The organism is Micromonospora sp. NPDC050200, from assembly GCF_040656135.1.
Lineage (GTDB): Bacteria > Actinomycetota > Actinomycetes > Mycobacteriales > Micromonosporaceae > Micromonospora.
The window spans coordinates 15,900-41,947 of record NZ_JBFALG010000011.1; the positions used below are offsets into that span (position 1 = coordinate 15,900).

At 74.8% G+C, this 26,048-nt stretch carries 19 protein-coding genes and 2 pseudogenes; 13 read left to right on the plus strand and 8 right to left on the minus strand.

Features of this window, described 5'->3' with window-relative positions; all coding sequences use genetic code 11:
- Positions 1 to 78: 78 nt before the first annotated feature.
- Positions 79 to 1,017 carry a terpene synthase gene (locus AB0I41_RS10070; protein WP_357104351.1) on the minus strand — a complete coding sequence of 313 codons (939 nt, stop codon included), beginning with the start codon at positions 1,015 to 1,017 and terminating at the stop codon, positions 79 to 81.
- 234 nt (positions 1,018 to 1,251) lie between these two features.
- The gene (locus AB0I41_RS10075; protein ID WP_357104353.1) at positions 1,252 to 1,881 is read right to left on the minus strand and encodes a TIGR03085 family metal-binding protein; all 630 of its coding nucleotides are present in this window, start codon (positions 1,879 to 1,881) and stop codon (positions 1,252 to 1,254) included.
- A 172-nt stretch (positions 1,882 to 2,053) separates the two neighbouring features.
- Here AB0I41_RS10075 and AB0I41_RS10080 point away from each other — a divergent pair, with 172 nt between their 5' ends.
- Positions 2,054 to 3,931 carry an ABC transporter ATP-binding protein gene (locus AB0I41_RS10080; protein ID WP_357104356.1) on the plus strand — a complete coding sequence of 626 codons (1,878 nt, stop codon included), beginning with the start codon at positions 2,054 to 2,056 and terminating at the stop codon, positions 3,929 to 3,931.
- Positions 3,932 to 3,986: 55 nt separating this feature from the next.
- Positions 3,987 to 5,786 (plus strand): ABC transporter ATP-binding protein, encoded by a 1,800-nt coding sequence (locus AB0I41_RS10085; protein WP_357104359.1) that lies wholly within the window; start codon positions 3,987 to 3,989, stop codon positions 5,784 to 5,786.
- Positions 5,787 to 5,978: 192 nt separating this feature from the next.
- Here the strand turns inward: AB0I41_RS10085 and AB0I41_RS10090 are convergent, their stop codons facing one another.
- From AB0I41_RS10090 to AB0I41_RS10100, 3 genes are read right to left on the minus strand one after another with little or no spacing between them, the layout of a single operon-like run.
- Positions 5,979 to 6,578, minus strand: coding sequence for a TetR family transcriptional regulator (locus AB0I41_RS10090; RefSeq protein ID WP_357104361.1), 600 nt, complete (start codon positions 6,576 to 6,578; stop codon positions 5,979 to 5,981).
- The gene (locus AB0I41_RS10095; protein WP_357104364.1) at positions 6,575 to 7,330 is read right to left on the minus strand and encodes an ABC transporter permease; all 756 of its coding nucleotides are present in this window, start codon (positions 7,328 to 7,330) and stop codon (positions 6,575 to 6,577) included. Before AB0I41_RS10095 ends, AB0I41_RS10090 begins: the two co-directional genes overlap by 4 nt.
- Complete coding sequence (locus AB0I41_RS10100; RefSeq protein ID WP_357104367.1) at positions 7,327 to 8,070, minus strand: ABC transporter ATP-binding protein; 744 nt, start codon at positions 8,068 to 8,070, stop codon at positions 7,327 to 7,329. Before AB0I41_RS10100 ends, AB0I41_RS10095 begins: the two co-directional genes overlap by 4 nt.
- Positions 8,071 to 8,731: 661 nt before the next feature.
- Here AB0I41_RS10100 and AB0I41_RS10105 point away from each other — a divergent pair.
- From AB0I41_RS10105 to AB0I41_RS10120, 4 genes and pseudogenes are all read left to right on the plus strand, one after another.
- A pseudogene (locus AB0I41_RS10105) lies at positions 8,732 to 9,055 on the plus strand (phosphoribosyl-AMP cyclohydrolase); the annotation flags it as partial.
- Between the two features lie 228 nt (positions 9,056 to 9,283).
- Positions 9,284 to 9,640, plus strand: a pseudogene (gene hisI, locus AB0I41_RS10110) (phosphoribosyl-AMP cyclohydrolase); the annotation flags it as partial.
- A 58-nt stretch (positions 9,641 to 9,698) separates the two neighbouring features.
- The gene (locus tag AB0I41_RS10115) at positions 9,699 to 11,252 is read left to right on the plus strand and encodes an anthranilate synthase component I (RefSeq protein WP_357104370.1); all 1,554 of its coding nucleotides are present in this window, start codon (positions 9,699 to 9,701) and stop codon (positions 11,250 to 11,252) included.
- On the plus strand, positions 11,249 to 11,827 hold the full coding sequence (locus tag AB0I41_RS10120; protein ID WP_357104373.1) for a Trp biosynthesis-associated membrane protein: 579 nt from the start codon (positions 11,249 to 11,251) through the stop codon (positions 11,825 to 11,827). Before AB0I41_RS10115 ends, AB0I41_RS10120 begins: the two co-directional genes overlap by 4 nt.
- Here the strand turns inward: AB0I41_RS10120 and AB0I41_RS10125 are convergent.
- Positions 11,820 to 12,098: a hypothetical protein gene (locus AB0I41_RS10125; protein WP_357104376.1), complete on the minus strand. Its 279-nt coding sequence runs from the start codon at positions 12,096 to 12,098 to the stop codon at positions 11,820 to 11,822. The genes AB0I41_RS10120 and AB0I41_RS10125 overlap by 8 nt on opposite strands.
- A 490-nt stretch (positions 12,099 to 12,588) precedes the next feature.
- On the opposite strand from AB0I41_RS10125, the gene trpC reads away from it, so the two are divergent.
- From trpC to trpA, 3 genes are read left to right on the plus strand one after another with little or no spacing between them, the layout of a single operon-like run.
- Positions 12,589 to 13,392, plus strand: coding sequence for an indole-3-glycerol phosphate synthase TrpC (trpC, locus tag AB0I41_RS10130; protein ID WP_357104595.1), 804 nt, complete (start codon positions 12,589 to 12,591; stop codon positions 13,390 to 13,392).
- A 39-nt stretch (positions 13,393 to 13,431) separates the two neighbouring features.
- Positions 13,432 to 14,664, plus strand: coding sequence for a tryptophan synthase subunit beta (gene trpB / locus AB0I41_RS10135; protein WP_357104379.1), 1,233 nt, complete (start codon positions 13,432 to 13,434; stop codon positions 14,662 to 14,664).
- A 4-nt stretch (positions 14,665 to 14,668) separates the two neighbouring features.
- Positions 14,669 to 15,472, plus strand: a complete 804-nt coding sequence (gene trpA, locus AB0I41_RS10140) for a tryptophan synthase subunit alpha (RefSeq protein ID WP_357104381.1) — start codon at positions 14,669 to 14,671, stop codon at positions 15,470 to 15,472.
- A 136-nt stretch (positions 15,473 to 15,608) separates the two neighbouring features.
- Here trpA and AB0I41_RS10145 read toward each other — a convergent pair whose 3' ends face one another.
- Positions 15,609 to 16,184, minus strand: a complete 576-nt coding sequence (locus tag AB0I41_RS10145) for an NUDIX domain-containing protein (protein ID WP_357104384.1) — start codon at positions 16,182 to 16,184, stop codon at positions 15,609 to 15,611.
- A 103-nt stretch (positions 16,185 to 16,287) separates the two neighbouring features.
- Here AB0I41_RS10145 and lgt point away from each other — a divergent pair, with 103 nt between their 5' ends.
- Together lgt and AB0I41_RS10155 are read left to right on the plus strand one after the other, a co-directional pair.
- Positions 16,288 to 17,457: a prolipoprotein diacylglyceryl transferase gene (lgt, locus tag AB0I41_RS10150; protein WP_357104386.1), complete on the plus strand. Its 1,170-nt coding sequence runs from the start codon at positions 16,288 to 16,290 to the stop codon at positions 17,455 to 17,457.
- An 11-nt stretch (positions 17,458 to 17,468) separates the two neighbouring features.
- Positions 17,469 to 18,659, plus strand: coding sequence for an NAD(P)/FAD-dependent oxidoreductase (locus AB0I41_RS10155; RefSeq protein ID WP_357104388.1), 1,191 nt, complete (start codon positions 17,469 to 17,471; stop codon positions 18,657 to 18,659).
- Between the two features lie 142 nt (positions 18,660 to 18,801).
- Here AB0I41_RS10155 and AB0I41_RS10160 read toward each other — a convergent pair whose 3' ends face one another.
- Entirely contained in the window at positions 18,802 to 19,644 is an 843-nt protein-coding gene (locus AB0I41_RS10160) for a GNAT family N-acetyltransferase (RefSeq protein WP_357104391.1), read from the minus strand.
- A gap of 146 nt (positions 19,645 to 19,790) precedes the next feature.
- On the opposite strand from AB0I41_RS10160, the gene gltB reads away from it, so the two are divergent.
- Together gltB and AB0I41_RS10170 are read left to right on the plus strand one after the other, a co-directional pair.
- Positions 19,791 to 24,446, plus strand: coding sequence for a glutamate synthase large subunit (gene gltB, locus AB0I41_RS10165; protein WP_357104393.1), 4,656 nt, complete (start codon positions 19,791 to 19,793; stop codon positions 24,444 to 24,446).
- Entirely contained in the window at positions 24,439 to 25,977 is a 1,539-nt protein-coding gene (locus tag AB0I41_RS10170; protein WP_357104396.1) for a glutamate synthase subunit beta, read from the plus strand. The genes gltB and AB0I41_RS10170 overlap by 8 nt, the downstream gene beginning before the upstream one ends.
- The last annotated feature ends 71 nt before the right edge of the window (positions 25,978 to 26,048 follow it).

Consider the following 26,048-nt stretch of genomic DNA (forward strand, 5'->3'; position numbering starts at 1 on the left):
CCGAAGGGTATTGCCTGCACCCGGGCATCGGCTAGCCCCGGAAGGTGACAGCCGGCTGAGCCCCGCGAGGTGGACCGCTCAGGCGTACCGGCCGGCCCGCAGCGACCAGTCGTAGGTGGCCCGGATCCAGGACCGGCGCACGTCGAGGAAGGGCGCGAGGGTCGGATCCCCGGCCAGCGCCGCCTCGCCGACGAGGAAGCGGTCCAGCCCGTCGTTGAACAGCCCGGCCGCCGTGCAAACGGCGGCGTCGATCTCCTGCCCGGTGTGCGTCGCGATGACGGTGACCAGGTTGTGCGGGTCCGGTGCGGCGCGGAGTTCCTTGCGGTGGGAGAAGAGGTCGTTGCACCAGCAGACCAGGTCGACGGTGAGGTTGTCGAGGGCGAGCACCGCCGGGTCGGTGCGCCGTCCCGGCCCGGGCCGGACGTCGTACGCCAGGTCGGTGAGGGCGAGGCTGGGGCGTACCCCGCCGGTGTGCCGGCGCATCTGGAGGTACTCGGTCAGCTCCGGCACCCGCTGGTGCTCCCGGTTGGCCGCCTCCCAGAGCAGGGCGAGCAGGTACTCGCGCAGCTGGGCGACCAGCCGCAGCAGCAGCGCCGGGCGGTGATGGTGTACCCGCCGGCAGATGTCGGCCAGCGCGACGCCCAGCGGCCCGCCGGCCGGCGCCGCCGCCCCGGTCGTACCGTGCTGGTCGAGCACGTCCAGCAGGGTGGCGACGGTCGGCGCGAGCCGGCCCGGCTCCGCGCCGAGCTCGTCCTCGTCGCAGCTGTCGTCCACCACGAACAGCCAGTTGATCAGGTCGGTGAGCAGCCGCAGCCGGCCGACCGGCGCTCGCGGGCAGGCCCGGCCGGCGAGTTCGGCGGCGTCGGCGGCCCGCAGCCGGTGCCACCGCGGTCCGTCTTCGACCAGCCCGAGGCCGCGGGCCCAGGCCAGGCTCTCCCCGGCGACCCGGCCGGTGGCGGGGTGCCGCTGGCCGAGGAAGGGAGGCTCGTGCAGTCCTGACCCGGTGATGCCGCGCATGGCGCCCCCTGTCCGCAGCCCCGGACGGGGCCGGCGGGCAGCAGAATACGACATTTTCACATTGGCGGGGCTCGCTGGTTGCGCATGGTGGGAAACCCGGCCGCTGACCGATTCCGCACATCCGTGCCCGTCGTCGGCCGTGATCAGCAGGTCCGGTCGGATCCGACCCACGTCGCCGGCCGGAACTTCCTGATCACCGTCGACGGTCCGGGGCCGCGCCGGGCCCGGGGCGAGTCAGCGGCCGAGGGGAGCGTGCCGGATCCGGTCGGCAAGGGGGGCGGGGCCGTCGACCTGGACCCGGGCCACCCGCTGGCGGCCGGAGAGGAAGAGCGCCAGCTCGCCCGGCGACCCGACCAGCCGGACCCGTTCGCCGCCCCGCCCCACCGACAGCTCGCCGTGACCGGGCGCCTGCACCAGCAGGTCGGCCGGGAACCGGCGCAGCGCCGTGCGGGCCAGCAGGGAGGCCCGCTTCCACAGCCGCGCCCGCAGGCCGGCCGGCAGGTCGCGCGGCTGCCACCCCGCCCCGGCCCGCCGGACGTCCTCGTGGTGGATGAAGAACTCCAGGGTGTTGGCCAGTTCGTCGGTGAGCGGGTTGCTCACCGGGCTCCACACCGGTGGGCGGCGCACCAGCCCGACCAGCTCCGCCCAGGGGCGGACGGCGATCTGCCGGCGCACCCGCTCGGCGTACCCGCGCAGCGGCGGCAGCACGATGCCGCCGGCGGCGTCCGGGCGGCGTTCCCGCACCACCAGGTGGGCGGCGAGGTCGCGGGTCGTCCATCCCTCGTCGATGGTCGGTGCGTCCGGCCCCAGCTCCAGCATGAGATCGGCGAGCGCCTCGCGCTCCGATCGGGCGTACCGCGGCATGAGGGAGATCGTAGGCCCGCCGGCCGGTGTCGGCGCGCCGGAGCGTGTCCCCGGCGGCGGCCGGGGCACGCCGGCGGGCACGTGACGGCCGACATACCGGCTCCGGGTCGGCGGAGCTGGCCGGGACCGGTAAGGATGAGGGAGAACGAGGTGGCTTACGGCGGGGGACAGCGTGGCGAGCGGGACAAGTCGGGACGTGCTCCGCAGGGGGCTGTCGGTCCTCGGCCGGGCGATCCGGGAACAACCGCGGATCTTCGCGGTGGCGGTGAGCGGCAGTGTGCTCTTCGGCCTCATGGTGATCGCCAGCGCGTACGTGGTGGGCGGGGTGGTCGGCGAGGTGGTGGTGCCGGCCGTCGCCCGCGGCTCCGTCGGGACCGGCGCGCTGGCCCTGGCCGCGACGGCGCTGTTCGGCATCAGCGTGCTGCGGGTGGTGGGCATCTTCGGCCGCCGGCTCGGCGCCGGCTACATGCAGTTCCGTCTCCAGGCCGCCTACCGGCGCCGGGTGACCCGCCGCTACCTCGACCTGCCGTTGGCCTGGCACCAGCGCAACGCCACCGGCACCCTGCTGTCCAACGCCAACTCCGACGTGGAGGCGGCCTGGTACCCGATCGCCCCGCTGCCCTTCGCGGTCGGCACCCTGGTCATGCTGGTCGGGGCGGTCGTCTCGCTCTTCCTCACCGACTGGGCGCTGGCCCTGGTCGGCCTCGCCGTCTTCCCCGCGCTCTTCGCGCTCAACGTGGTCTACTCCCGGCGGATGGCGCCCCGGCAGGCCCGCGCCCAGCGGCTGCGCGCCGAGGTCAGCGGCATCGCCCACGAGAGCTTCGACGGCGCCCTGGTGGTCAAGACGATGGGCCGCGAGGCCCAGGAGACCGCCCGGTTCTCCGCCCGCGCCGGTGAGCTGCGCGACGCGCTCATCGCCGTCGGCCGGCTGCGTGGCGTCTTCGACCCGATGCTGGAGACCCTGCCCAGCCTCGGCACCCTCGCGGTGCTGGTGGTGGGGGTGTTCCGGCTGCGGGAAGGCGCGATCAGCGTCGCCGAGCTGGTCAGCGTCGCCTTCCTCTTCACCGTGCTGGCCTTCCCGGTGCGGGCCATCGGCTGGGTCCTCGCCGAGCTGCCGCGCAGCGTCGCCGGCTGGGACCGGGTCCGCCGGGTGCTGGACGCCACCGGCGAGATGCCGTACGGCGAGCGCCGGCTCGACCCGGCCGAGCCGACGCCCGCCACGCTCGCCTTCGCCGACGTCTGCTTCGCGTACGAGCCGGCCGAGGCGCACCTGCCCGGCGCGGAGGTGCTCGGCGAGGTCACCTTCACCGTGCCGGCCGGGAAGACGATCGCCCTGGTCGGGCCGACCGGCGCCGGCAAGTCCACCATCGCCTCGCTGGCCGTGCGCATGGTCGACCCGCGCGCCGGCACGGTGACCCTGGACGGCGTCGACGTGCGCGAGCTGGCCGCGGACTCGCTGGCGCGGACGGTCGCCCTGGTCGCCCAGGTGCCGTTCGTCTTCGACGACACCGTGCGCGCCAACGTCACCCTGGACCGGCCGGGCATCGGCGACGAGGACGTGTGGGCCGCGCTGCGGCTGGCTGAGGCGGACGGCTTCGTCGCCGCGCTCCCCGACGGGCTGGACACCATGGTCGGCGAGCGGGGCACCTCGCTCTCCGGCGGGCAGCGGCAGCGGCTCACCCTGGCCCGGGCGCTCGCCGGCCGGCCCCGGCTGCTGGTGCTCGACGACGCGACCAGCGCCGTCGACCCGAGGGTGGAGGCGGCCATCCTGGCCGGGCTGCGCGCCCCGACCGGCGGGTCGGGCGCAGCCGCGTCGATCCTGGTGGTCGCGTACCGGCGGGCGACCATCGCGCTCGCCGACGAGGTGGTCTACCTGGAGCAGGGGCGGGTGGTGGCCCGGGGCACGCACAGCGAACTGCTCGCCACCGTGCCCGGCTACGCCGACCTGGTCACCGCGTACGAGCAGGCCGAGCAGGAACGCGAGCAGAACCGCACGTACGACGAGGTCACCCCGCTGACCTCGGGCCTGGAGATCGAGGTGGACCGGTGAGCGCGAGGAGTGCAGCGGAGCGGAGCCCCGCAGTCGCGAACGAAAGGCCGGCCCGGTGAGCGCGACGACCGTGGAGCCGGAGCGGCGGGAGGAACCGGAGGAGCGGCCCGAGTCGACCTGGCGGACGCTGCGGCGTGGGCTGGCGCTCTCCCCGGAGCTGCGGACCGGGCTGGCCGGCACCCTCGCGCTGGCCCTGGTGTACATGGTCGGCCGGGTGGCCGTGCCGGTCGCGGTGCAGCGCGGCATCGACGGCGGCATCGTCGGCGGCCTGGACCTGGGCGTGGTGTGGACGGTGGTCGCCGTCGCCGCTGCGGTGCTGGTGGTCACCACCACCTGCGGCTACCTGATGATGCGCCGGCTGTTCACGGTCAGCGAGACCGCGCTGGCCAACGTCCGGACCCGGGCGTTCCGGCACGTGCACGACCTGTCGATGCTGCACCAGCAGTCCGAGCGGCGCGGGTCGCTGGTCTCCCGGGTGACCAGCGACGTCGACCAGATCACCCAGTTCCTCCAGTGGGGCGGCGTGATCCTGATCGTCAACCTCGGCCAGCTGGTGGTCACCACGGCCGTGATGCTGGCGTACTCCTGGCAGTTGACCCTCGTGGTGCTCGCCGCCTTCGCGCCGGCCGTGCTGGTGATCCGGTTGCTCCAGCGCCGGCTCGGCGCCGCCTACGGCGTGGTCCGGCAGCGGATGGGCACCCTGCTCGGCACGATCGCCGAGAGCGTCGTCGGGGCGCCGGTGATCCGGGCGTACGGCATCGCGGGGCGCACTGCCCGGCGGCTCGACACGGCGATCGAGGGGCAGCAGCGGGCCCAGCAGCGGGCCATCCGGATCAGCATCCTGGGCAGCTCGGTCGGGGAGCTGGCGGCCGGCGTCGCGCTGGCCGGGGTGGTGGTCGTCGGGGTCACCCTCGGCGCGGACCGCACCCTCTCCATCGGCCAGCTCACCGCGTTCCTGTTCCTGGTCACGCTCTTCATCCAGCCGGTGCAGATCGCCACCGAGGTGCTCAACGAGGCGCAGAACGCCATCGCCGGCTGGCGTCGGGTGCTCGACGTGCTCGACGTCGCCCCCGACGTGGCCGACCCGGGCGAGCAGGGGCGGGAACTGCCGCCGGGCCCGCTGGACATCCGCTTCGCCGGGGTGACCTTCGCCTACCCGGGCGGCCCGCCGGTGCTGCACGACGTCACCCTGGACATCCCGGCGAAGAGCCGGGTGGCGGTGGTCGGCGAGACCGGCAGCGGCAAGACCACCTTCGCCAAGCTGCTCACCCGGCTGATGGACCCGACCGCCGGGCAGGTGCTGCTCTCCGGGGTGCCGCTGGACCGGGTGCGGTTCGACTCGCTGCGCGCGCGGGTGGTGATGGTGCCGCAGGACGGCTTCCTCTTCGACGCCACGGTCGGCGACAACGTCCGCTTCGCCCGCCCCGAGCTGACCGACGCGCAGCTCACCGCCGCCTTCACCGAGCTGGGGCTGGCCGACTGGCTGGACGGCCTGCCGTCGGGCCTGGCCACCCCGGTCGGCGAGCGGGGGGAGGCGCTGAGCGTGGGGGAGCGGCAGCTGGTCGCGCTCGCCCGGGCGTACGTGGCCGACCCGGACCTGCTGGTGCTCGACGAGGCCACCAGCGCCGTCGACCCGGCCACCGAGGTACGCCTGCAACGCACCCTGGACGCGGTCACCCGGGGCCGGACCACCCTCGCCATCGCGCACCGGCTCTCCACCGCGCAGGCGGCCGACGAGGTGATCGTGGTGGACCGGGGCCGGATCGTGCAGCGCGGCCCGCACGAGAAGCTGGTCCGTGACCCGGAGTCGGTCTACGGCCTGCTCTTCGCGTCCTGGCTGGAGCAGACCCGGTAGGCGTGCTCCGGGTGGGCGGGACGTGCCGCGCCCGCGTCCGGAGGTCGCATGTCCGGTGAGCGATATGCCTGAGAGGCACATTTATGACCCTGGGGCATATCGCTCGTCAGGACGTTGCCCGCCGGTCCCGTGACCGTCAGTGACGGCCGTTTCGTCGCCCCCGTCGCCGACCCGCGCCGCCCGACCGGCGGGTCAGGTGTCGAGGTCGCCGGTGAGGTAGCGCTGCACGGTCGGGCCGAGCACCGCCACCAGGGTCTCCGCGTCGGCGGAGGCCACCGGTTCCAGCCGGATGACGTACCGCATCATGGCCAGGCCGATCATCTGGGTGGCCACCAGCGAGCCGCGCAGCGCCAACTCCGCCGCGGGGAGATCGAGGTGGTCGAGCACCCGGCGCAGCACCTGGGTGACCAGGAACTCGCGCAGCAGCCGGGCGGTCCACTCGTTGTTGACCGCCGAGCGGAGCAGGGCCACCGCTGCCGCGCCGGCCGGGGAGTCCCAGATCCCGAGGAACATTCGGACCAGCCGCTCGCCCACGCCGTCCACGCCGCCGGCCAGCACGGCGGGGAGCAGCTCCGCCGGGTCCACCGGGATGTCGACGGTGGCCCGGAAGAGCTCCTCCTTGGTGCCGAAGTAGTGGTGCACCAGCGCCGGGTCGACGCCGGCGGCGGTGGCGATCGCCCGGATGGAGGCCGCGTCGAAGCCGCGTTCGGCGAAGGCCGTCCGGGCCGCCGCGAGGATGACCTGACGGGTGTCGGGATTGCCGGGGCGCCGGCCGGTGCGTCGCGCCGTCATCCGCTGCGCCGACGCAGGGTCGCCGCCGCGAGCACCAGGGCCACCACCGCCGCGCCCGCGACGATCGCCACGTCCCGCCACATCAGGCCGGTCGGCTCGGTGTGCGCGCCGACCTCCTGCAGGGCCTCGACCGAGTACGACAGGGGGAGCGCGTCGCTGACCGCCTGGAGCCAGCCGGCCATCTGCCCGCGCGGCACGAAGAGCCCGCAGAGCAGCAGCTGCGGGGCGACCACCACCGGCATGAACTGCACCGCCTGGAACTCGGTGCGGGCGAAGGCGCTGCAGAACAGCCCGAGCGCCACGGCCAGCACGGCGTTCACCGCCGCGACCAGGATGACCAGCCCGGCGCTGCCGGCCGTCTCCATCCCGAACACCCGGTAGGCCACCGCCGCGGCGATGGTCGACTGCACCACCCCGGCCAGCCCGAACGCGATGCCGTAGCCGAAGAGCAGGTCGAGCTTGTGCAGCGGGGTGGTGAGCAGCCGTTCCAGCGTGCCGGTGGTGCGCTCGCGCAGCATCGCGATGCTGGTCACCAGGAACATCACGATGAACGGGAAGAAGCCCAGCATGATCAGGGCGATCTGGTCGAAGGCCGACGGCTGCCCGGGCGCGGTGGGCTGGTCGGCGTACATGTAGTAGACCAGGGTCAGCAGCACCGTCGGCACCAGCACCAGCAGCGCCACCGTGCGCTTGTCGTGCCGCAGCTGGCGCAGGATCCGCCCGGTCGTCACGGCCAGGATCCTCGCGCTCACGACAACTCCTCACCGGCGTGCCGCTGGCCCGCCTCACTCGACCGGATCAACCGCAGGAACGCCTCCTCCAGGTCGTCGACCCCGGTGCGCTCCCGGACCGCGTCCGGGGTGTCGTCGGCGACCAGCCGGCCCTCCCGGATCAGCAGCAGCCGGTCGCAGCGGGCCGCCTCGTCCATCACGTGGCTGGACACCAGCAGCGTCGTGCCGGCCGCCGCCATCTCGTGGAACCGGGCCCACAGGTCGGCCCGGAGCACCGGGTCCTGACCGACCGTCGGCTCGTCGAGGATGACCAGCTCGGGCTCGCCGACCAGGGCGCAGGCCAGCGAGGCGCGGCTGCGCTGCCCGCCGGAGAGGGTGCCGACCAGCTGGGTGGCCGCGTCGGCCAGCCCGACGTCGGCCACCGCCCGGTCGGCGTCGCCCGCGTGCCGGCCCTGCAACGCCGCGAAGTAGCGGGCGTTCTCCCGCACGGTCAGGTCGGCGTAGACGCTGGGCGCCTGGGTGAGGTAGCCGACCCGGCGGCGCAGCCCGGTCGTGCCGGCCGGCCGGCCCAGCACGGTGACCGTGCCCGAGCTGATCACCTGCACCCCCACGACCGCCCGCATCAGGGTGGTCTTGCCGCTGCCGCTGGGGCCGAGCAGCCCGGTCACCGAGCCGCGGGGGACGGTGCAGCCGATGCCGTGCAGCACCCTCCGCCGCCCCCGGTCGACGACCAGGTCGCGGACCGTGATCGCGTCCTCCACCGCCCACCTCCCAAAAACTCATCATCCGTTGAACTCAACGCTAGATGAGATACCTGCCGGCCGCAACGGTTGCCTTCGAGCAGGGGGCCGGCTCTGCGCGGCGGTTCCCGCAGACGTGGTCGCCGGCGAAAGGTATCCCGAGGCATCAATGCGAACCGTGGGGCACTAGCCTCCTGATCGGACACTGGGTCCGTCAACGGGCATTGCGGCCTGATCGGGCGTACGGCACGATGGCGCGGTGGATCACGCTCCGTTGTTGGCGGGCGCCTTCCTCGACGACTGGGCGACCCGGCTGCGCGAGGGCGCCGAGCGCCGCGTCGTCGGGATCCTGCTGCGCGGCAGCCACGCCCGACGGGCCGCCACCGAACACAGCGACGTCGACCTCGACGTGCTCGTCTCCGACGACGACCGGCCCGTCCCGCCCACCCCGGGCGCGACGGGCCGGTCCGCCGGCACCGGCCGCACCCCGTACGCCGCCCGGCACGCGTACCTCGTCGAGGTCGGCGGGCGGCTGCTGCACGTCTCGGTGGCCGCCTGGGACGTCCGCTCCTGGGTCGACCGGCTCGGCGAACCAGCCGACTGGGCGTTCGGCCTGCCGGTCACCGCGCCGGTCCGGCTGCTCTGGGCCGAGGAGGACTGGCGACCCCGGCTCGACCTGCCGGTGCTCTGCCAGCCCGCCGACCAGCCCCGGCTCGAGGAGCTGGTGGCGACGCTGGGCAAGGTGGCCGCCGCCCGCGCCGCCGGCGACCACCTCGGGGTGCGGCTGGCCGCCGCCGACCTGGCCCGGCTCTGCCCCTCGGTGCTGCGGCTGGCCAACCCGAGCGTCCGGGTGGTGTCCCGGCGGGCCGCCTTCGCCGCCGTGCTCGCCCTGCCGGTCGCCCCGCCGGGCTACCGCGACGACATGCTGCTCTGCCTCGGGCTGCGCCCCGGCTCCACCGGCCAGCTCGGGGCCGCCGCGGCGCGCCTGGTCGCCGGGGTCGTTCCGCTGGTCCGCCCGTACGCCGACCGCGTCGCCGAGGTGGCCGGGGCGGACCTCGCCGCAGCGCTGGCCGACGGCCGGCTGGACCGCTACGTCGCCCAGCTCGCCCGGGCGGCCCGCCGGGGCGGGTACGCCCCGCAGGTCCCCGCGCCGCGTGCGGGACAATGGGTCACTGTGCCCGTGACTGACTCTTCCCCGAGCGACGCCGACGCCGCTGCCGGCGCGGTAGGTTCGTCCCGCCTCGACCCGGCCATCGCCACCCGGCTGCGCCGCACCCCCGACGGCCTGGTCGCCGCCGTGGTGCGCCAGTACGACACCGGCGAGGTGCTGATGGTCGCGTGGATGGACGACGAGGCGCTGCACCGCACGCTGACCACCGGCCGGGCCACCTACTGGTCGCGCAGCCGGCAGGAGTACTGGGTCAAGGGGGCCACCTCCGGCCACCACCAGTACGTCCGCTCGGTGGCGCTGGACTGCGACGGCGACGCGCTGCTGGTCAGCGTCGACCAGGTCGGGGCGGCCTGCCACACCGGGCACCGCACGTGCTTCTTCACCGACCTGCCGGTGACCGGCGCGGGGAGCGACCGGTGAGCGCGAGGAGCGGGGCGCGGCCGGACCGCGCCGGCGCGGACGAGAGGCAGTCCCGGCGATGACCGACGGTACGCTGAGCCCCGACCTGGGCAGCTTCACCGAGCTGGCCGCCAGCTGGCGGGTGGTGCCGGTGACCCGGCGGCTGCTGGCCGACGCGGAGACCCCGGTGGGCGTCTACCGCAAGCTGGCCGGCGGTCCGGGCACCTTCCTGCTGGAATCCGCCGAGCAGGGCGTCGGCTCGGCCGGCATGGCCTGGTCCCGGTACTCGTTCATCGGCGTGCGCAGCGGCGCGACCCTGGTCGAGCGGGACGGCGTCGCGGTCTGGACCGGCCGGCCCCCGGCCGGTGTGCCGTCCTCCGGCGACCCGGTCCGGGTGCTGCGCGAGACCGTCGAGGCCCTCGCCGGCCCGGTCTGGGACCCGGCCAGCGACATGCCGCCGCTGACCGGCGGCATGGTCGGCTACCTGGGCTACGACCTGATCCGGCGCTTCGAGCGGCTGCCCGAGCTGACCGAGGACGACCTCGGGGTGCCGGAGCTGGGCATGATGCTCGCCACCGACCTGGTGGTCCTCGACCACTACGACGGCTCGGCGATCCTGGTCGCCAACGCGGTGCTGCCGCCGATGGACGTGCCGGACCGGGAGGCGCTGGTCGCGGCGGCGTACCACCAGGCGGTGGGGCGGCTCGACGCGATGACCACCGCGCTGTCCCGACCGATTCCGCCCATGATCTCCACCGTGGGCCGGCCGCCGGCCGGCGAGGTGGTCAGCCGTACCCCCGACGGGGGCTATCCGAAGGCGGTCGAGGCGGCCAAGGAGGCGATCCGGGCCGGCGAGTGCTTCCAGATCGTGCTCGCCCAGCGCTTCGAGCGGGACACCCACGCCGACCCGCTGGACGTCTACCGGGTGCTGCGTACCACCAACCCCAGCCCGTACATGTACCTGCTGCGCTTCGACGGTTTCGACATCGTCGGCTCGTCACCCGAGGCGCACCTGAAGGTCAACGCCGGGGCGGACGGGCAGCGGCGCGCGCTGCTGCACCCGATCGCCGGCACCCGTCCGCGCGGCGCCACGGCGGACGCCGACGCCCGGCTCGCCGCGGAGCTGCTCGCCGACCCCAAGGAGCGGGCCGAGCACGTGATGCTGGTCGACCTGGGCCGCAACGACCTGGGTCGGGTGTGCCGCCCGGGCACCGTGGAGGTGCCGGAGTTCGCCACCATCGAGCGGTACAGCCACGTGATGCACATCGTCTCGACCGTGGTGGGCACGCTGCGCGAGGACCGGACGGCCTTCGACGCGCTCGCGGCGACCTTCCCGGCCGGCACCCTCTCCGGCGCCCCGAAGGTGCGCGCCATGGAGATCATCGAGGAGCTGGAGCCGGTCCGGCGGGGCCTCTACGGCGGCACCGTGGGCTACTTCGGCTTCGGCGGCGACCTGGACATGGCGATCGCCATCCGCACCGCGCTGATCCGCGACGGGCGGGCGTACGTGCAGGCGGGAGCCGGGGTGGTGGCCGATTCCGATCCCGCCGCCGAGGACCAGGAGACCCGGAACAAGGCCGCCGCGGTGCTCGCCGCCATCGCCGCCGCCGAGACCCTCCGGCCGGCCCGATGAGCGGCCCGGACACGCCCGCCGCGCCGTCCGCGCCGGGCCGGCGCGAGCTGACGTACGCGGTGCTGCTCTGCCTGGCCGGGGCGGGCCTGGCCTGCTGGGCGGCGACCCGGACCTGGTCGGTGGAGCTGGCCGGCCGCGGGTCGCTGCCGTCGGCGCGGCAGGGCCGTTCGGGCGCCGACCTGCTGCCCTGGCTGTCGGCGCTGGCGCTGGTCGGGCTGGCCGGGGGCGGCGCGGTGCTGGCCACCCGGGGAAAGGTCCGCCGCCTGCTGGGCGGGCTGCTGGCGCTGCTCGGCGCGGCGGTGGCGGCCGGCGGCGGGTACGGATCGGTCGCCACGTTCGGCGGCGAGGTGAGCCGGCAGTGGCCGGCGCTCTGCCTGCTCGGCGGGGTGCTGGCGGCGCTCGGCGGCGCCCTCACCGCGGCGCGCGGTCAGCGCTGGCCGGCGATGGGCGCCCGGTACGAGCGCCGGTCCGGCGCCGGCGCGCCGTCCGGGGCCGACGGGCACCCGGCCACCGAGCGCGGCACCCGGGAGGCGTGGGACGCGCTGGACCGGGGCGAGGATCCGACGGTCAGCTGACCGGCTGGGACTCGCGGACCTCGCGGCGGTCCCGGACCGTGGCCCGGGCGGCGGCCAGTTCGGCCACCAGGCGGTCCAGTTCGGCCCGCTGGTCGGCGCGGGCGCGGTCGGCGCAGACGGCCTCCCAGGCGTTGCCGCGCGCGGTACGCATCCGGCCCTCGCCGACCACGGCACGTTCGAGGGTGTGCACCACGCCGACGGCCAGCGAGGCGACGGTGCGGGAGATGGTGGTCAGTCCGAGGGCGGTGGAGTTCGGCCCGGTCGTGCTCATGTGGTCACCCCGCAGGAGGAGTCCTACTTCTCGGCAGGCGCGTCATCGAGTCTGCCTGGTGGACAGGCTGCCCCGCTCACGTTTCACCGCGGTGACGGGCGGATCAACTGTCCGTCGGGGCGAACGACCTGGGTAGGGTCGTTCTTCCTTGAGCTTCGTCACAGCATCGACGGGCGTCGCCGTGCTGCGCGGACCGGGCCGCCGTGCTCTCATTGTCCATGGGCAACGTTCGATTGTCGCGCGCCGGCCCGGCGGCGGGTGCGGATGACACCGGTCGATGGGCGCGGTGGCGCTGTGTGACATCACGTTCACCGGAACGTCGGCCATCATGCCACAGCCCATTTCGTGAGGAGCGCCATACCCCCGGCAGCCGTCGCCAGCTGGCGCCCCCTAGCATCGGCCCATGACACCCGGAGAGGGGAGTCCGTTGGTGACTGCTGAGCATGCGCACGCGGAGGGGGACGGGGCCGGTTCGGCGGCGTCCGAAAGCGTGCTCGACGAGATCCTGGCCGGCGTCCGCGAGGACGTGGCGCGGCGGCAGGAGCAGGTTTCGCTGGAGCGGATCCGCGAGCTGGCCGCCGCCGCGCCGCCACCGCTGGACGCGTACGCGGCCCTGCGCCGGCCCGGCGTGGCGGTGATCGCCGAGGTCAAGCGTTCCTCACCGTCCAAGGGTCGGCTGGCCGAGATCGCCGACCCGGCCGACCTGGCCGGGCAGTACGCCTCCGGCGGCGCCCGGGCCATCAGCGTGCTGACCGAGGGGCGCTGGTTCGGCGGGTCGCTCGACGACCTGGCCGCCGTCCGGGCCGCCGTGCAGGTCCCGGTCCTGCGCAAGGACTTCGTGGTCTCCAGCTACCAGGTGCACGAGGCCCGCGCGCACGGCGCCGACCTGGTGCTGCTGATCGTCGCCGCGCTCGAACAGAACGCGCTGGTGGGGCTGCTGGAGCGGATCGAGTCGCTCGGCATGACCGCGCTGGTCGAGGTGCACGACGAGGAGGAGGCCGACCGCGCCCTGGAGGCCGGCGCGCAGGTGATCGGGGTCAACGCCCGCGACCTGCGTACCCTTGAGGTCGACCGCTCGGTCTTCGAGCGGATCGCGCCCGGCCTGCCCAGCAGCGTCGTCAAGATCGCCGAGTCCGGCGTGCGCGGCCCGCACGACCTCATCCGGTACGCCTCGGCCGGCGCCGACGCCGTGCTGGTGGGGGAGGGCCTGGTCACCCAGAAGAGCCCCCGCGAGGCGGTCGCCGAGCTGGTCAACGCCGGCAACCACCCGGCAACGCCCCGCCCGGTGCGCTGACCCGAGCGCCGGCACCCGCACCAGGGAGAGGACACCGTCATGAGCGCCAACGCGTCGGCCCCGGCCGGCCAGCTTCCCGACGCCGCCGGTCACTTCGGCCGCTTCGGCGGCCGGTTCGTGCCGGAGGCGCTGGTCGCGGCGCTGGACGAGCTGGACGCCGCGTATCGCAAGGCGATGACCGACGAGGCCTTCCTCGCCGAGTTCGACGCCCTGCTGCGCGACTACGCCGGCACCCCGTCGCTGCTGTACTCCGCCGAGCGGTTCTCCGCCAAGGTCGGCGCCCGGGTGCTGCTCAAGCGGGAGGACCTCAACCACACCGGGGCGCACAAGGTGCGCAACGTGCTGGGCCAGGCGCTGCTCACCAAGCGGATGGGCAAGACCAGGGTGATCGCCGAGACCGGCGCCGGCCAGCACGGGGTGGCCACCGCCACCGCGGCCGCCCTGTTCGACCTCGACTGCGTGGTCTACATGGGCGAGGTCGACACCCGGCGGCAGGCGCTCAACGTGGCCCGGATGCGGATGCTCGGCGCCACCGTCGTCCCGGTCACCGCCGGTTCGCGCACCCTGAAGGACGCGATGAACGAGGCGATGCGGGACTGGGTCGCCAACGTCGACGAGACCCACTACCTGATCGGCACCGCCGCCGGCCCGCACCCGTTCCCCGAGATGGTCCGCGACTTCGTCCGGGGCATCGGCGAGGAGGCCCGCCAGCAGTGCCTCGACCTGACCGGCGCGCTGCCGGACGCGGTCGCCGCCTGCGTCGGCGGCGGCTCCAACGCGCTGGGCATCTTCCACGCCTTCGTCGGCGACGCCGACGTGCGCCTGTACGGCTTCGAGGCCGGCGGCGACGGGGTGGAGACCGGCCGGCACGCGGCCAGCATCACCGGCGGCACCTCCGGGGTGCTGCACGGCACCCGCACGTACGTGCTGCAGGACGCCGACGGCCAGACCGTCGAGTCGCACTCGATCTCCGCGGGGCTGGACTACCCGGGCGTCGGGCCGGAGCACGCCTGGCTGCACGACAGCGGCCGGGCCACGTACGAGCCGGTGACCGACGCCGAGGCGATGGCCGCGTTCGAGCTGCTCTGCCGTACCGAGGGGATCATCCCGGCGATCGAGAGCTCGCACGCGCTGGCCGGCGCGCTGAAGATCGCCCCCCGGCTCACCGCCGAACTCGGCCGGGAACCGGTCATCGTGGTCAACCTGTCCGGTCGGGGTGACAAGGACGTGCACACCGCCGGCGAGTACTTCGGCATCCTCGACAAGGAGTGACAGCGTGAGTCGGATCGGGGTGGCCTTCGACAAGGCCCGCGCCGACGGGCGGGCCCTGCTGGTCGGCTGCATGCCGGCCGGCTTCCCGACCGTCGAGGGCAGCATCGCCGCGATGACCGCCATGGTCGAGGCGGGCGTCGACGTCATCGAGGTGGAGATCCCGTACTCCGACCCGGTGATGGACGGGCCGGTGATCCAGAAGGCCAGCGACATCGCCCTGGCCGGCGGGGTCCGCACGGCGGACACCCTGCGGATCGTCGAGGCGGTCGCGGCCACCGGCGCGTCGGTGGTCACCATGACCTACTGGAACCCGATCGAGCAGTACGGCGTCGACGCGTTCGCCCGCGACCTCGCCGCCGCCGGCGGCACCGGCCTGATCACCCCGGACCTGATCCCCGACGAGGCCGGCGAGTGGCTGGCCGCCTCGGACGAGCACGGCCTGGACCGCACGTTCCTGGTGTCGCCCTCGTCCACCGACGCGCGGCTGAAGATGACCGTCGAGCACTGCCGTGGCTTCGTCTACGCCACCGCGATCATGGGGGTCACCGGCGCCCGGGCGCAGACCTCGGACGCCGCGCCGATCCTGGTCTCCCGGCTCCGCGAGGTCACCGACCTGCCGGTCGGCGTCGGCCTCGGCGTGGGCACCGGCGCCCAGGCGGCCACCGTCGCCGGGTACGCCGACGGCGTGATCGTGGGCAGCGCCCTGGTCCGCTGCCTGCTCGACGCCCCGGACTCCGCCGCCGGGCTGACCGCCCTGCGCACGCTCAGCGCCGAACTCGCCGAGGGCGTCCGCCACCCCGCCCGCTGACTCCGGCGGCCCGGTCGTTGCCGCCCGCCCGGTGCCCCGCGACCGCGCCGGCGTGGTCGACTCCGTTTGCGGCGTGGGGCGCGGGGGCGCCTCGGTCCGTGCCGTGAGTGCGGCGTGGGGCGCGGGGGCGCCTCGGTCAGGGACTGGGTCGGACGGCCGACGCGGCGCGCGGCGCAGGAGGCCCGGGATCGCCCGCCCGGGACTGCGAGCCTCCGCCCACCGGGGTCGCGGGCCTCGTCGGCACGTCGGGCGGGACCGCGGCCCCCGCCGCACCGTCGGGGCGCAGGTCGCGCAGCACCCCTGAGCGCCCGGCCCGGGCGTCGGCGAGGGCGGCCCGGGTGACCGGGGTGACCTCGGTGGGCAGCCGGTCCGGCAGGTGCCAGGCGAGAGTGCACCCGGCCGGCGGCTCGTCGGCCGTACCCTGCCGGGTACGGGCCCGGAACACGTGCACCAGCACGTCGGGCAGGGGATCGGGCGCCGGCGGCCCATCGCACGAGCAGGTGAGGTGGTAGAGGCCGACCAGGTCGATCACGTCGACCGACCACCCGGTCTCTCGCCGGACCTCGCCCGCCACCGCGCCGGTCGGGCACCCGGGTCGGCGCAGCCGCCCGCCGGGCAGCGCCCACCGCCCGCCCCGGTCGCCCCGGCACAGCAGCACCCGACCGGCCTCGTCGGTCAGGACCGCGGCGACCGCGCAGGTGAGCGTGCTCATGGACAAAGAGCGTACGGGCCGGCAAACCGGAAGTCATCCGGCACACGAAGCGCGCCGGACCGGGGTGCCGCGGATGCGGTGCGCAGCGGTAGCCTTTGCACCCGTGACCCTCGCCTCGTTGAGCCCCCAGGCTGCCCTCCCGAGCCCGACCACCGCGGTCTGGCAGCTCGGGCCGGTGCCGATCCGGGCCTACGCGCTCTGCATCATCCTCGGCATCGTGCTGGCCTGCTGGGTCACCGAGCGCCGGCTGCGCCAGCGCGGCGTGGCTCCCGGCGCGGTGCTCGACATCGCGGTCTGGGCGGTGCCGACCGGCATCGTCGGCGCCCGGATCTACCACGTCATCACCTCGCCGGAGAAGTACTTCGGCGCCGGTGGCGAGCCGCTGAAGGCGTTCGCCATCTGGGAGGGCGGTCTGGGTATCTGGGGCGCGGTGGCCGGCGGCGCGGTCGGCGCCTGGATCGCCGCCCGGCAGCTCGGCATCCCGTTCGCGGTGGTGGCCGACGCGCTCGCCCCCGGCCTGCCGCTGGCCCAGGCGGTCGGCCGGTTCGGCAACTGGTTCAACAACGAGCTCTACGGCGGCCGCACCACGCTGCCCTGGGGGCTGGAGATCCACAAGATGGACTCTGTGCACCCCGGCCACGCGCTGCGCGACGAGGCCGGCCGGCCGATCCTGGAGCCGGGGCTCTACCACCCGACGTTCCTCTACGAGGCGCTCTGGAACGTCGGCGTCGCCGCCCTGGTGTTCGCCCTCGACCGCCGGCTCAAGCTGGGTAAGGGCCGGGCGTTCGCGCTCTACGTGATGGGCTACACCGCCGGCCGGTTCTGGATCGAGCTGATGCGCACCGACGAGGCGAACCAGATCCTCGGGGTCCGCCTCAACGTCTGGACCGCCGCCCTGGTCTTCCTCGGCGGCCTGATCTACTTCGTGCGGGTCCGCGGCCCCCGCGAGTACCTGATCCCGGTGGGCGTGCCGGCCACCCCGGCCCCGCCGACCGGTGGCGACGTCTCCCAGGTCGACCTCTCCCGCACCGAGAACGGGCCGCGGGCGGTCGCCCCGGAGGGCTACCGGACGGTCAGCGAGGAGCAGTTCCGGGCGTACCGGGAGACCGGTGAGGTCCCCGACGAACCCGCCGCCGAGGTGACCACGGCGACCGACGACGAGCCCCCGGCCGACGCCGGGACGGCGCCCGAGCGCGACGGTGACGGCGACGCGCCGGAGCGGGACGACCGGGCGGGCGCCGCCGGCGGCCGGCCCACCGACCGGGACAGCTGAGCGGGGCGGGGATGCGCACCGCGGTGGTGGTCGGCGCCGGGCTCGGCGGGCTGGCGGTGGCCGGCACGCTGGCCCGCTCCGGCTGGCAGGTCACCCTGCTGGAACGGGCGGACCGGGTCCGCCCGGAAGCCACGGCCGTGGTGCTCTGGCCCAACGGGGTACGCGCGCTGCACGCGCTCGGCCTCGGCGCCGGACTGGACGCGATCGCCACCCCGCTGCCCGACGCCGGGGTGCGTCGGCCGGACGGCCACTGGCTGGTGCAGCCGCGCCCCACGCCGGCCGACCGGATGCCGGTGGTGGTGCACCGGGAGGACCTGCACGACGCGCTGATCGCCGGGCTCGGCGACCGGGTGGAGCTGCGCACCGGCGTGACCGTGGACACCGTCCGGGTCCGCCCCGGGCAGCGGTCGGCGGTCGGCGCCGGCGCGCACCTGGTCGAGGCGGACCTGGTGGTCGCCGCCGACGGCACCGACAGCGCGGTACGTCGCCAGCTCGCCCCGTCCTCGGCCGTGGTCAGCTCCGGCTGCGCGGCCTGGCGCGCGGTGATTCCCTGGTACCGGGCGCCCCGGCTGCCGGGCGACCAGCCGGTCGGCGGGGAGGTGCTGGGCGCGGGCTACCGCTTCGTGGCCGCCTCGCTGGGCGAGCGCGGCTCTTCCGGCGCCTCCCGCCGGGGTGGCATCTACTGGGTCGCCACCGCCGCCGGAGCGCCCCGGCCGGAGCCGCCGGAGACCCAGCTCGCCCTGCTCAAGCGCTGGTACGCCGGCTGGCCCGCCCCGATCGGCGAGCTGCTCGACGCCACCGACCCGGCGGACCTGGTGCAGCAGGAGGTCCGCGAGCTGCGCCCGCTGCCCCGGGCGTACGGCTTCCCGGCCGGCCCCGGCGGCGTGGTGCTGCTCGGCGACGCGGCGCACGCCATGCCGCCGCACCTCGGGCAGGGCGCCTGTCTCGCCTTCGAGGACGCGGCCACCCTGTCCTCGCTGCTGCGCGAGTCCCGGCTGCCCGACGCCGTGCAGACGTACGACCGGTTGCGCCGCCCCCGCGCGGCGACGGTGGTACGGCAGACCCGCCGGATGTCGGCGGTCCTCCAGGCCCGGGGCCGGCTGGCCCTGCGGGCCCGCGACGCCGCCCTCGGCACGATCAGCCCCCGACTGCTCTCCAGCGCCGCCTCCGCGGCCGCCCAGTGGCGCCCCCCAACCCCCTGACCCCCGCTCGCCGCACCGCCCGCGCGCCCGCCGCCTCCGCGCGCTTCCGCGTTGATCATGATGTTGGCGGCACGACACCGACGCGGACACCGCCAACTTCATGATCGCCGGGAGCCGGGAGCCGGGAGCCGGGGTGTGGGGATCAGATGAGGGCGGTGGGTTCGGCGATGCAGGCGGTGCCGATGCGGCGGAAGCCGACCCGGAGGTAGACGCGGGCGATCTCCTCACTGCCGGCGGAGAGGAAGACCAGGTCGGTGCCGGCGGCCAGCAGCTCGCGGGCGATCGCGGCGGTGACCGCCGCGCCCAGCCCCCGGCGGCGCGCGGCCGGCAGGGTGGCCACCCCGGCGATCTCGGCCACGTCGCCGACCCGCATCGCCATCCCGCTGGCCAGCGCCCCCTCCTCGGGCGTGCCGGCCAGCACCGACAACCGGCGGCCGTCGGCGATGCGGGCCCGCTCCTCGTCCAGCGCCGCCTCGTCCAGCTCGGTGACCGTGGCGTCCCGTTGTGCCGGGCCGACGTCGCCCCGGGCGGTGCCGGCGGCGGCGAAGCCGACCGCGGCGACCGCGCGGCGGGCGGCCACGTCCGCGGCGAAGCCGGGCGCGTCCGGGTCCAGCATCCGCACCGGTACGGCGGTGAGCGTCGCCGGGTCGGGCAGGGCGGCCGGGTCGAGCACCATCAGCGGCGCCTCCAGCACGCTCAGCCCCGCCGCGCGGGCCACCGCGAGCAGATCCGGGGTGGTCTCGTGCACCCACTCCAGGGCCTCCGGCAGGCCCAGCTCCCGCTGCCGCTCACGGACCGCCGTCACGTCGGCCAGCGTCGGGGGCTCGGTGGCGTCCAGGCGGGGTCGGGCGTAGAACGGCCAACCCGCTCCTTCCCGGACGAAGAGCACGAGCGCGCCGTACTCCTCCACGCGCGCGGCGTTCCGGGGCACCGCGTCGTAGAAGCGTTCCAGCCGGGCGACGAGTTCGCTGTGCAGGGGATCCACCGCGCGAGACTACATGTCCCAGAGTCTGGAAGGTGTGATCAATCTGCACTGGCCCTGCGGGGGTCGCCCTAACGTAGACTCAATAGACCGCCAAGGGCCGACGTCGTCCCGACCATGATCCATCCTGAGTGACGACAGGAGGCCCGGTGGCCCTTCCGTACCCTCACAGCCCGCAGTCGGCCCCGCCCGCGGCCGGTCTCTACGACCCGGCGAACGAGCACGACGCGTGCGGCGTGGCCTTCGTGGCGGACCTGCACGGCCGGCGCTCCCACGCGGTGGTGGCGGGCGGCCTCGGCGCGCTCTGCCGCCTGGACCATCGCGGCGCCCGGGGCGCGGAGCACAACACCGGCGACGGCGCCGGGATCATGATCCAGGTCCCGGACGCGTTCCTGCGCGCGGTGGTGGACTTCCCGCTGCCGCCGGCCGGCCAGTACGCCACCGGCCTGGTCTTCCTCCCCGACGACGACGCCGGGGAGGTCCGCGCCCGGCAGGTGGTGGAGAAGTACGCCCTGGTCGAGGGGGCCGACCTGCTCGGCTGGCGGGACGTGCCGGTCGACCCGAGCGGGCTGGGCGAGACCGCGCTCGCGGCGATGCCCCGGATCCGCCAGATCTTCCTCGCCGCGCACCGACTCACCGACACCCCGGCCGGCCCGGCCGGCTCCCCGCTGGTCGGCCTCGACCTGGACCGGGTGGCGTTCTGTGTCCGCAAGCAGGCCGAGCGGGAGAGCGCCGAGCGGGGCGTGCCGGCATACTTCCCGTCGCTGTCCTCGCGGACCATGACCTGGAAGGGCATGCTCACCCCGGACCAGCTGCCGGCGTACTTCCCGGAGCTGACCGACGAGCGGGTCGAGAGCGCGATCGCGCTGGTCCACTCCCGCTTCTCCACCAACACCTTCCCGTCCTGGCCGCTGGCCCACCCGTACCGGTTCATCGCCCACAACGGTGAGATCAACACCATCCGCGGCAACCGGAACTGGATGCAGGCCCGGGAGGCGCTGCTGCGCAGCCCCGACCTCCCCGGCGCCATCCGGCGGATCTTCCCGGTCTGCACCCCGGGCGCCTCCGACTCGGCCAACTTCGACGAGGTCCTCGAACTGCTGCACCTGGCCGGGCGGAGCCTGCCGCACGCGGTGCTGATGATGATCCCGGAGGCCTGGGAGAACGACCCGGGCATGCGGGCGGACAAGGCGGCCTTCTACCGGTTCCACGCCAGCCTGATGGAGCCGTGGGACGGGCCCGCCTCGGTCGCCTTCACCGACGGCGAGATCGTCGGCGCGGTGCTGGACCGCAACGGGCTGCGCCCGGGCCGCTGGTGGCGGACCTCCGACGGACTGGTGGTGCTCGGCAGCGAGGCGGGCGTGCTCGCCCTCGACCCGGCCACCGTGGTCGCCAAGGGACGGCTCCAGCCGGGGCGGATGTTCCTGGTCGACACCGTCAACGGGCGGATCGTGCAGGACGACGAGATCAAGGCCGAGCTCGCCGCCGCCCAGCCGTACGGCGAGTGGCTGCACGCCGGGCTGATCGACCTGACCGATCTGCCGCCGCGCGAGCACATCGTCTACACCCACGACTCGGTCCGCCGCCGCCAGCAGACCTTCGGCTACACCGAGGAGGAGCTGAAGATCCTGCTCGCGCCGATGGCCCGCCTCGGCGCCGAGCCGATCGGCTCGATGGGCACCGACACCCCGATCGCGCCGCTGTCCACCCGGCCACGGCTGCTCTACGACTACTTCCACCAGCTCTTCGCCCAGGTCACCAACCCGCCGCTGGACGCCATCCGGGAGGAGTTGGTGACCAGCCTGACGTCGACCATCGGCCCGGAGGGCAACCTGCTCGACCCGGGCCCGGCGAGCTGCCGGCAGATCGTGCTGCCGTACCCGGTGATCGACAACGACGAGCTGGCCAAGATCCTCTCCATCGACGAGGACGGCGACCTGCCCGGCTTCAAGGCGGTCCGGGTCTCCGGGCTCTACCGGGTCCGCGACGGCGGCGCCGGCATCAGGGCCCGGCTGACCGAGATCTGCCGGCACGTCTCCGAGGCGATCGAGGACGGCGTCCGGATCCTGGTGCTGTCCGACCGGGACTCCAACGCCGACCTGGCGCCGATCCCGTCGCTGCTGCTCACCGCGGCGGTGCACCAGCACCTGGTCCGCGAGCAGACCCGCACCCAGGTGGCGCTGATCGTCGAGTCCGGCGACTGCCGCGAGGTGCACCACGCGGCCATGCTCGTCGGGTACGGCGCGGCGGCGGTCAACCCGTACCTGGCCTTCGAGTCGGTCGAGGACATGATCTCCACCGGGGCGCTGGTCGGCGTCGACCCGGGAAAGGCGGTGCGCAACTACGTCAAGGCGCTCGGCAAGGGTGTCCTGAAGATCATGTCCAAGATGGGCATCTCGACGGTGTCGTCGTACTGCGGCGCGCAGGTCTTCGAGGCGGTCGGGCTGCACACCCGGCTCGTGGAGCGCTACTTCCGCGGCACCCCCAGCACCATCAGCGGGATCGGGCTGAACGAGATCCACGCCGAGGTGGCCGCCCGGCACGCGCTGGCCTGGCCGGCGGAGGGCGCGCAGACCTCCGACCGGCTGGAGGTCGGTGGCGAGTACCAGTGGCGCCGCGAGGGCGAGCTGCACCTGTTCAACCCGGAGACGGTGTTCCTGCTCCAGCACGCCACCCGCAGCGGCCAGTACGACGTCTTCCGGCAGTACACCGCCAAGGTCGACGAGTTGGCCGCGCGGGCCGGCTCGCTGCGCGGGCTGTTCACCCTGCGTACCGGGGTGCGCCCGCCCGTGCCGGTCGAGGAGGTCGAGCCGGCCACCGAGATCGTCAAGCGGTTCGCCACCGGCGCCATGTCGTACGGGTCGATCTCGGCGGAGGCGCACGAGACCCTGGCCGTCGCGATGAACAGGCTCGGTGCCAGGTCCAACACCGGCGAGGGCGGCGAGGACGTCGAGCGGCTGTACGACCCGGCCCGCCGCTCCGCGGTCAAGCAGATCGCCAGCGGCCGCTTCGGCGTGACCAGCGAATACCTGGTCAACGCCGACGACCTCCAGATCAAGATGGCCCAGGGGGCCAAGCCCGGCGAGGGCGGTCAACTGCCCGGCAACAAGGTCTGGCCGTGGATCGCCCGCACCCGGCACGCCACGCCGGGCGTCGGCCTGATCTCCCCGCCGCCGCACCACGACATCTACTCCATCGAGGACCTCGCCCAACTGGTGCACGACCTCAAGTGCGTCAACCCGGCCGCCCGGGTGCACGTCAAGCTGGTCAGCGAGGTCGGCGTGGGCACCGTCGCGGCCGGCGTCGCCAAGCTCAAGGCCGACGTCATCCTGATCTCCGGCCACGACGGCGGCACCGGCGCGTCCCCGCTCAACTCGCTCAAGCACGCCGGCACCCCGTGGGAGCTGGGCCTGGCCGAGGCGCAGCAGACCCTGCTGCTCAACAAGCTCCGCGACCGGGTCACCGTGCAGGTCGACGGCCAGCTCAAGACCGGCCGGGACGTGCTCGTCGCGGCGCTGCTCGGCGCCGAGGAGTTCGGCTTCGCCACCGCCCCGCTGATCGTCGAGGGCTGCGTGATGATGCGGGTCTGCCACCTGGACACCTGTCCGGTCGGCATCGCCACCCAGAACCCGGTGCTGCGCGAGCGGTTCACCGGCAGGCCGGAGTTCGTGGAGAACTTCTTCCTCTTTCTCGCCGAGGAGGTCCGCGGCTACCTCGCCGAGCTGGGCTTCCGCAGCATCGACGAGGCGATCGGGCACACCGAGCTGCTCGACGTCGCCCCGGCGGTGGAGCACTGGAAGGCGCACGGGCTGGACCTGGGGCGCGTACTGCACCTGCCGGAGCTGCCCGCGGACGCCGCGCGGCGCGGCGTGCGGGCCCAGGACCACGGCCTGGAGCTGGCCCTGGACAACGAGCTGATCGCGCTGGCGCAGCCGGCGCTGCGCGACGGCAACCCGGTCCGGGTCGAGGTGGCGGTGCGCAACGAGCACCGCAGCGTCGGCGCGATGCTCGGCGGCGAGGTCACCCGCCGCTTCGGCGGCGCCGGCCTGCCCGACGACACGATCGAGTTCGTGCTGCGCGGCACCGCCGGCCAGTCCTTCGGCGCGTTCCTGCCGCGCGGGGTCACCCTGCGGCTGCACGGCGACGCCAACGACTACGTCGGCAAGGGGCTGTCCGGCGGGCGGATCGTCGTCCGCCCGGACGCCGCCGCGCCGTTCGTCGACCCGGAGGCCGCCGCCGGAGCGCGGGCCGAGGACCAGATCATCGCCGGCAACACCATCCTGTACGGGGCCACCGGCGGCGAGCTGTTCCTGCGCGGCCGGGTGGGGGAGCGGTTCGCGGTGCGCAACTCCGGCGCGGTGGCCGTCGTCGAGGGCGTGGGCGACCACGGCTGCGAGTACATGACCGGTGGCACCGTGGTGGTGCTCGGCGAGACCGGCCGCAACTTCGCCGCCGGCATGTCCGGCGGGACGGCGTACGTGCACCGGCTGGACCGGGGTCGGGTCAACGCCGAGCTGGTGGACCTGACGCCGCTGCGTGACGAGGAGCGCGAGCTGCTGCACGAGCTGGTGCAGCGGCACGTCGCGGAGACCGACTCGCACCTCGGCGCGGAACTGCTCAAGCGCTGGCCGGAGGCGGTGGAGGAGTTCACCGCGGTGGTGCCCCGGGACTACCGCCGGGTGATGGAGATCATGCGGGCCGCCGAAGCCGCCGGCCGTGACGTCGACGACGCGGTCATGTCTGCGTTGACCGCGCCGGTGCCGCCCGCCCCGCGGGTGGCTGCCCAGGAGGTGGCTCGTGCCTGACCCGAACGGTTTCCTGCGCTACGACCGGCGGCTGCCGGCGCGCCGCCCGGTGTCGGTGCGGATCAGCGACTGGCGCGAGGTCTACCCGCCGGCCGGCGAGGAGCTGATCCGCGAGCAGGCCACCCGGTGCATGGACTGCGGCATCCCGTTCTGCCACAGCGACACTGCCGGCTGTCCTCTCGGCAACCGCATCCCGGACTGGAACGACCTGGTCCGCACCGGCAACTGGGACGCCGCGGTGGAGTCGCTGCACGCCACCAACAACTTCCCGGAGTTCACCGGCCGGCTCTGTCCGGCGCCGTGCGAGGCCGCCTGCGTGCTCGGCATCGGCGGCGGGCAGCCGGTCACCATCAAGCAGGTCGAGGTGGAGATCGCCGACGCGGCGGTAACCCGGGGCGGGCTGCGCCCACGCCCGGTGCCGGCGCCGACCGGCCGGTCGGTCGCCGTGGTCGGCTCCGGCCCCGCCGGCCTCGCCGCCGCGCAGCAGCTCGCCCGTGCCGGTCACGCGGTGACCGTGTACGAGCGCGACGACGCGATCGGCGGCCTGCTCCGGTACGGCATCCCCGACTTCAAGCTGGAGAAGCAGCACATCGACCGGCGGCTGGCCCAGCTCGCCGCCGAGGGCGTCCGGTTCCGCACCGGGGTGGCCGTCGGCGTGGACGTCACCGCCGAGCAGCTGCGCGCCGAGCACGACGCGGTGCTGCTGGCCTGCGGCGCGCTGCAGGGCCGGGACACCCCGGAGACCCCCGGCCGGCAGCTGCGCGGCGTGCACCAGGCGATGGCGCACCTGGTCGCCGCGAACCGCGTGGTCGCCCGGGCGGCCGCCGTCCCGCACCGCGTCGGCGCGGCGCAGCCCCGCCTCGCCGTGCTGCCCGACGGCACCCCGATCGACGCCGCCGGCAAGCACGTCGTGATCATCGGTGGCGGTGACACCGCCGCGGACTGCCTGGGCGTGGCCCACCGGCAGGGCGCGGCCGGCGTACACCAGCTCGACCTCTACCCGGAGCCCCCGCAGACCCGGGACGCCGCCCGGGACCCGTGGCCGACCTGGCCATGGGTGCTGCGCAACTACCCGGCGCACGAGGAGGGCGGCGAGCGGGTCTTCGCCGTCGCGGTGCAGGAGTTCGTCGACGACGGCACCGGCCAGGTCAAGGGCGTGCGGATCGCCGAGGTCACGGTCGAGAAGCGGGACGGCCGGCGGATCGTCACCCCGCTGCCCGGCTCCGAGCGCGAACTCCCGGCCGACCTGGTGCTGCTGGCCATCGGCTTCGATGGCACCGAGCAGCAGCCGCTGCTGGACCAGTTCGGGGTGACCCGCAACGCCCGGGGCGCGGTCGACGCCCGGCCCGACTGGCAGACCGACGCCGACGGCGTCTTCGTCGCCGGTGACATGCACCGGGGTGCCTCGCTGATCGTCTGGGCCATCGCCGAGGGGCGGGCCGCCGCCGCGGCGATCCACCGCTACCTGGGCGGGGTCGCCGCCCTGCCGGCCCCGGTGGACCCGGCGCTGCAGCCGCTCGCCGCCCGCTGACGGGTGGTGCGTCCGGTCCATCCACCGGACGCACCACCCGAGCCGATCCGCCCGAAGCGTCGGCCTCGCCG

What these genes read in the sequence shown, in the direction of transcription:
- AB0I41_RS10090 (WP_357104361.1), bottom strand. Translation starts at nt 6,578, where the DNA reads ATGACGGCGCGACGCACCGGCCGGCGCCCCGGCAATCCCGACACCCGT.
- AB0I41_RS10070 (WP_357104351.1), bottom strand. Translation starts at nt 1,017, where the DNA reads ATGCGCGGCATCACCGGGTCAGGACTGCACGAGCCTCCCTTCCTCGGC.
- AB0I41_RS10115 (WP_357104370.1), top strand. Translation starts at nt 9,699, where the DNA reads ATGACCGACGGTACGCTGAGCCCCGACCTGGGCAGCTTCACCGAGCTG.
- trpB (WP_357104379.1), top strand. Translation starts at nt 13,432, where the DNA reads ATGAGCGCCAACGCGTCGGCCCCGGCCGGCCAGCTTCCCGACGCCGCC.
- AB0I41_RS10125 (WP_357104376.1), bottom strand. Translation starts at nt 12,098, where the DNA reads ATGAGCACGACCGGGCCGAACTCCACCGCCCTCGGACTGACCACCATC.
- AB0I41_RS10120 (WP_357104373.1), top strand. Translation starts at nt 11,249, where the DNA reads ATGAGCGGCCCGGACACGCCCGCCGCGCCGTCCGCGCCGGGCCGGCGC.
- AB0I41_RS10155 (WP_357104388.1), top strand. Translation starts at nt 17,469, where the DNA reads ATGCGCACCGCGGTGGTGGTCGGCGCCGGGCTCGGCGGGCTGGCGGTG.
- AB0I41_RS10075 (WP_357104353.1), bottom strand. Translation starts at nt 1,881, where the DNA reads ATGCCGCGGTACGCCCGATCGGAGCGCGAGGCGCTCGCCGATCTCATG.
- AB0I41_RS10145 (WP_357104384.1), bottom strand. Translation starts at nt 16,184, where the DNA reads ATGAGCACGCTCACCTGCGCGGTCGCCGCGGTCCTGACCGACGAGGCC.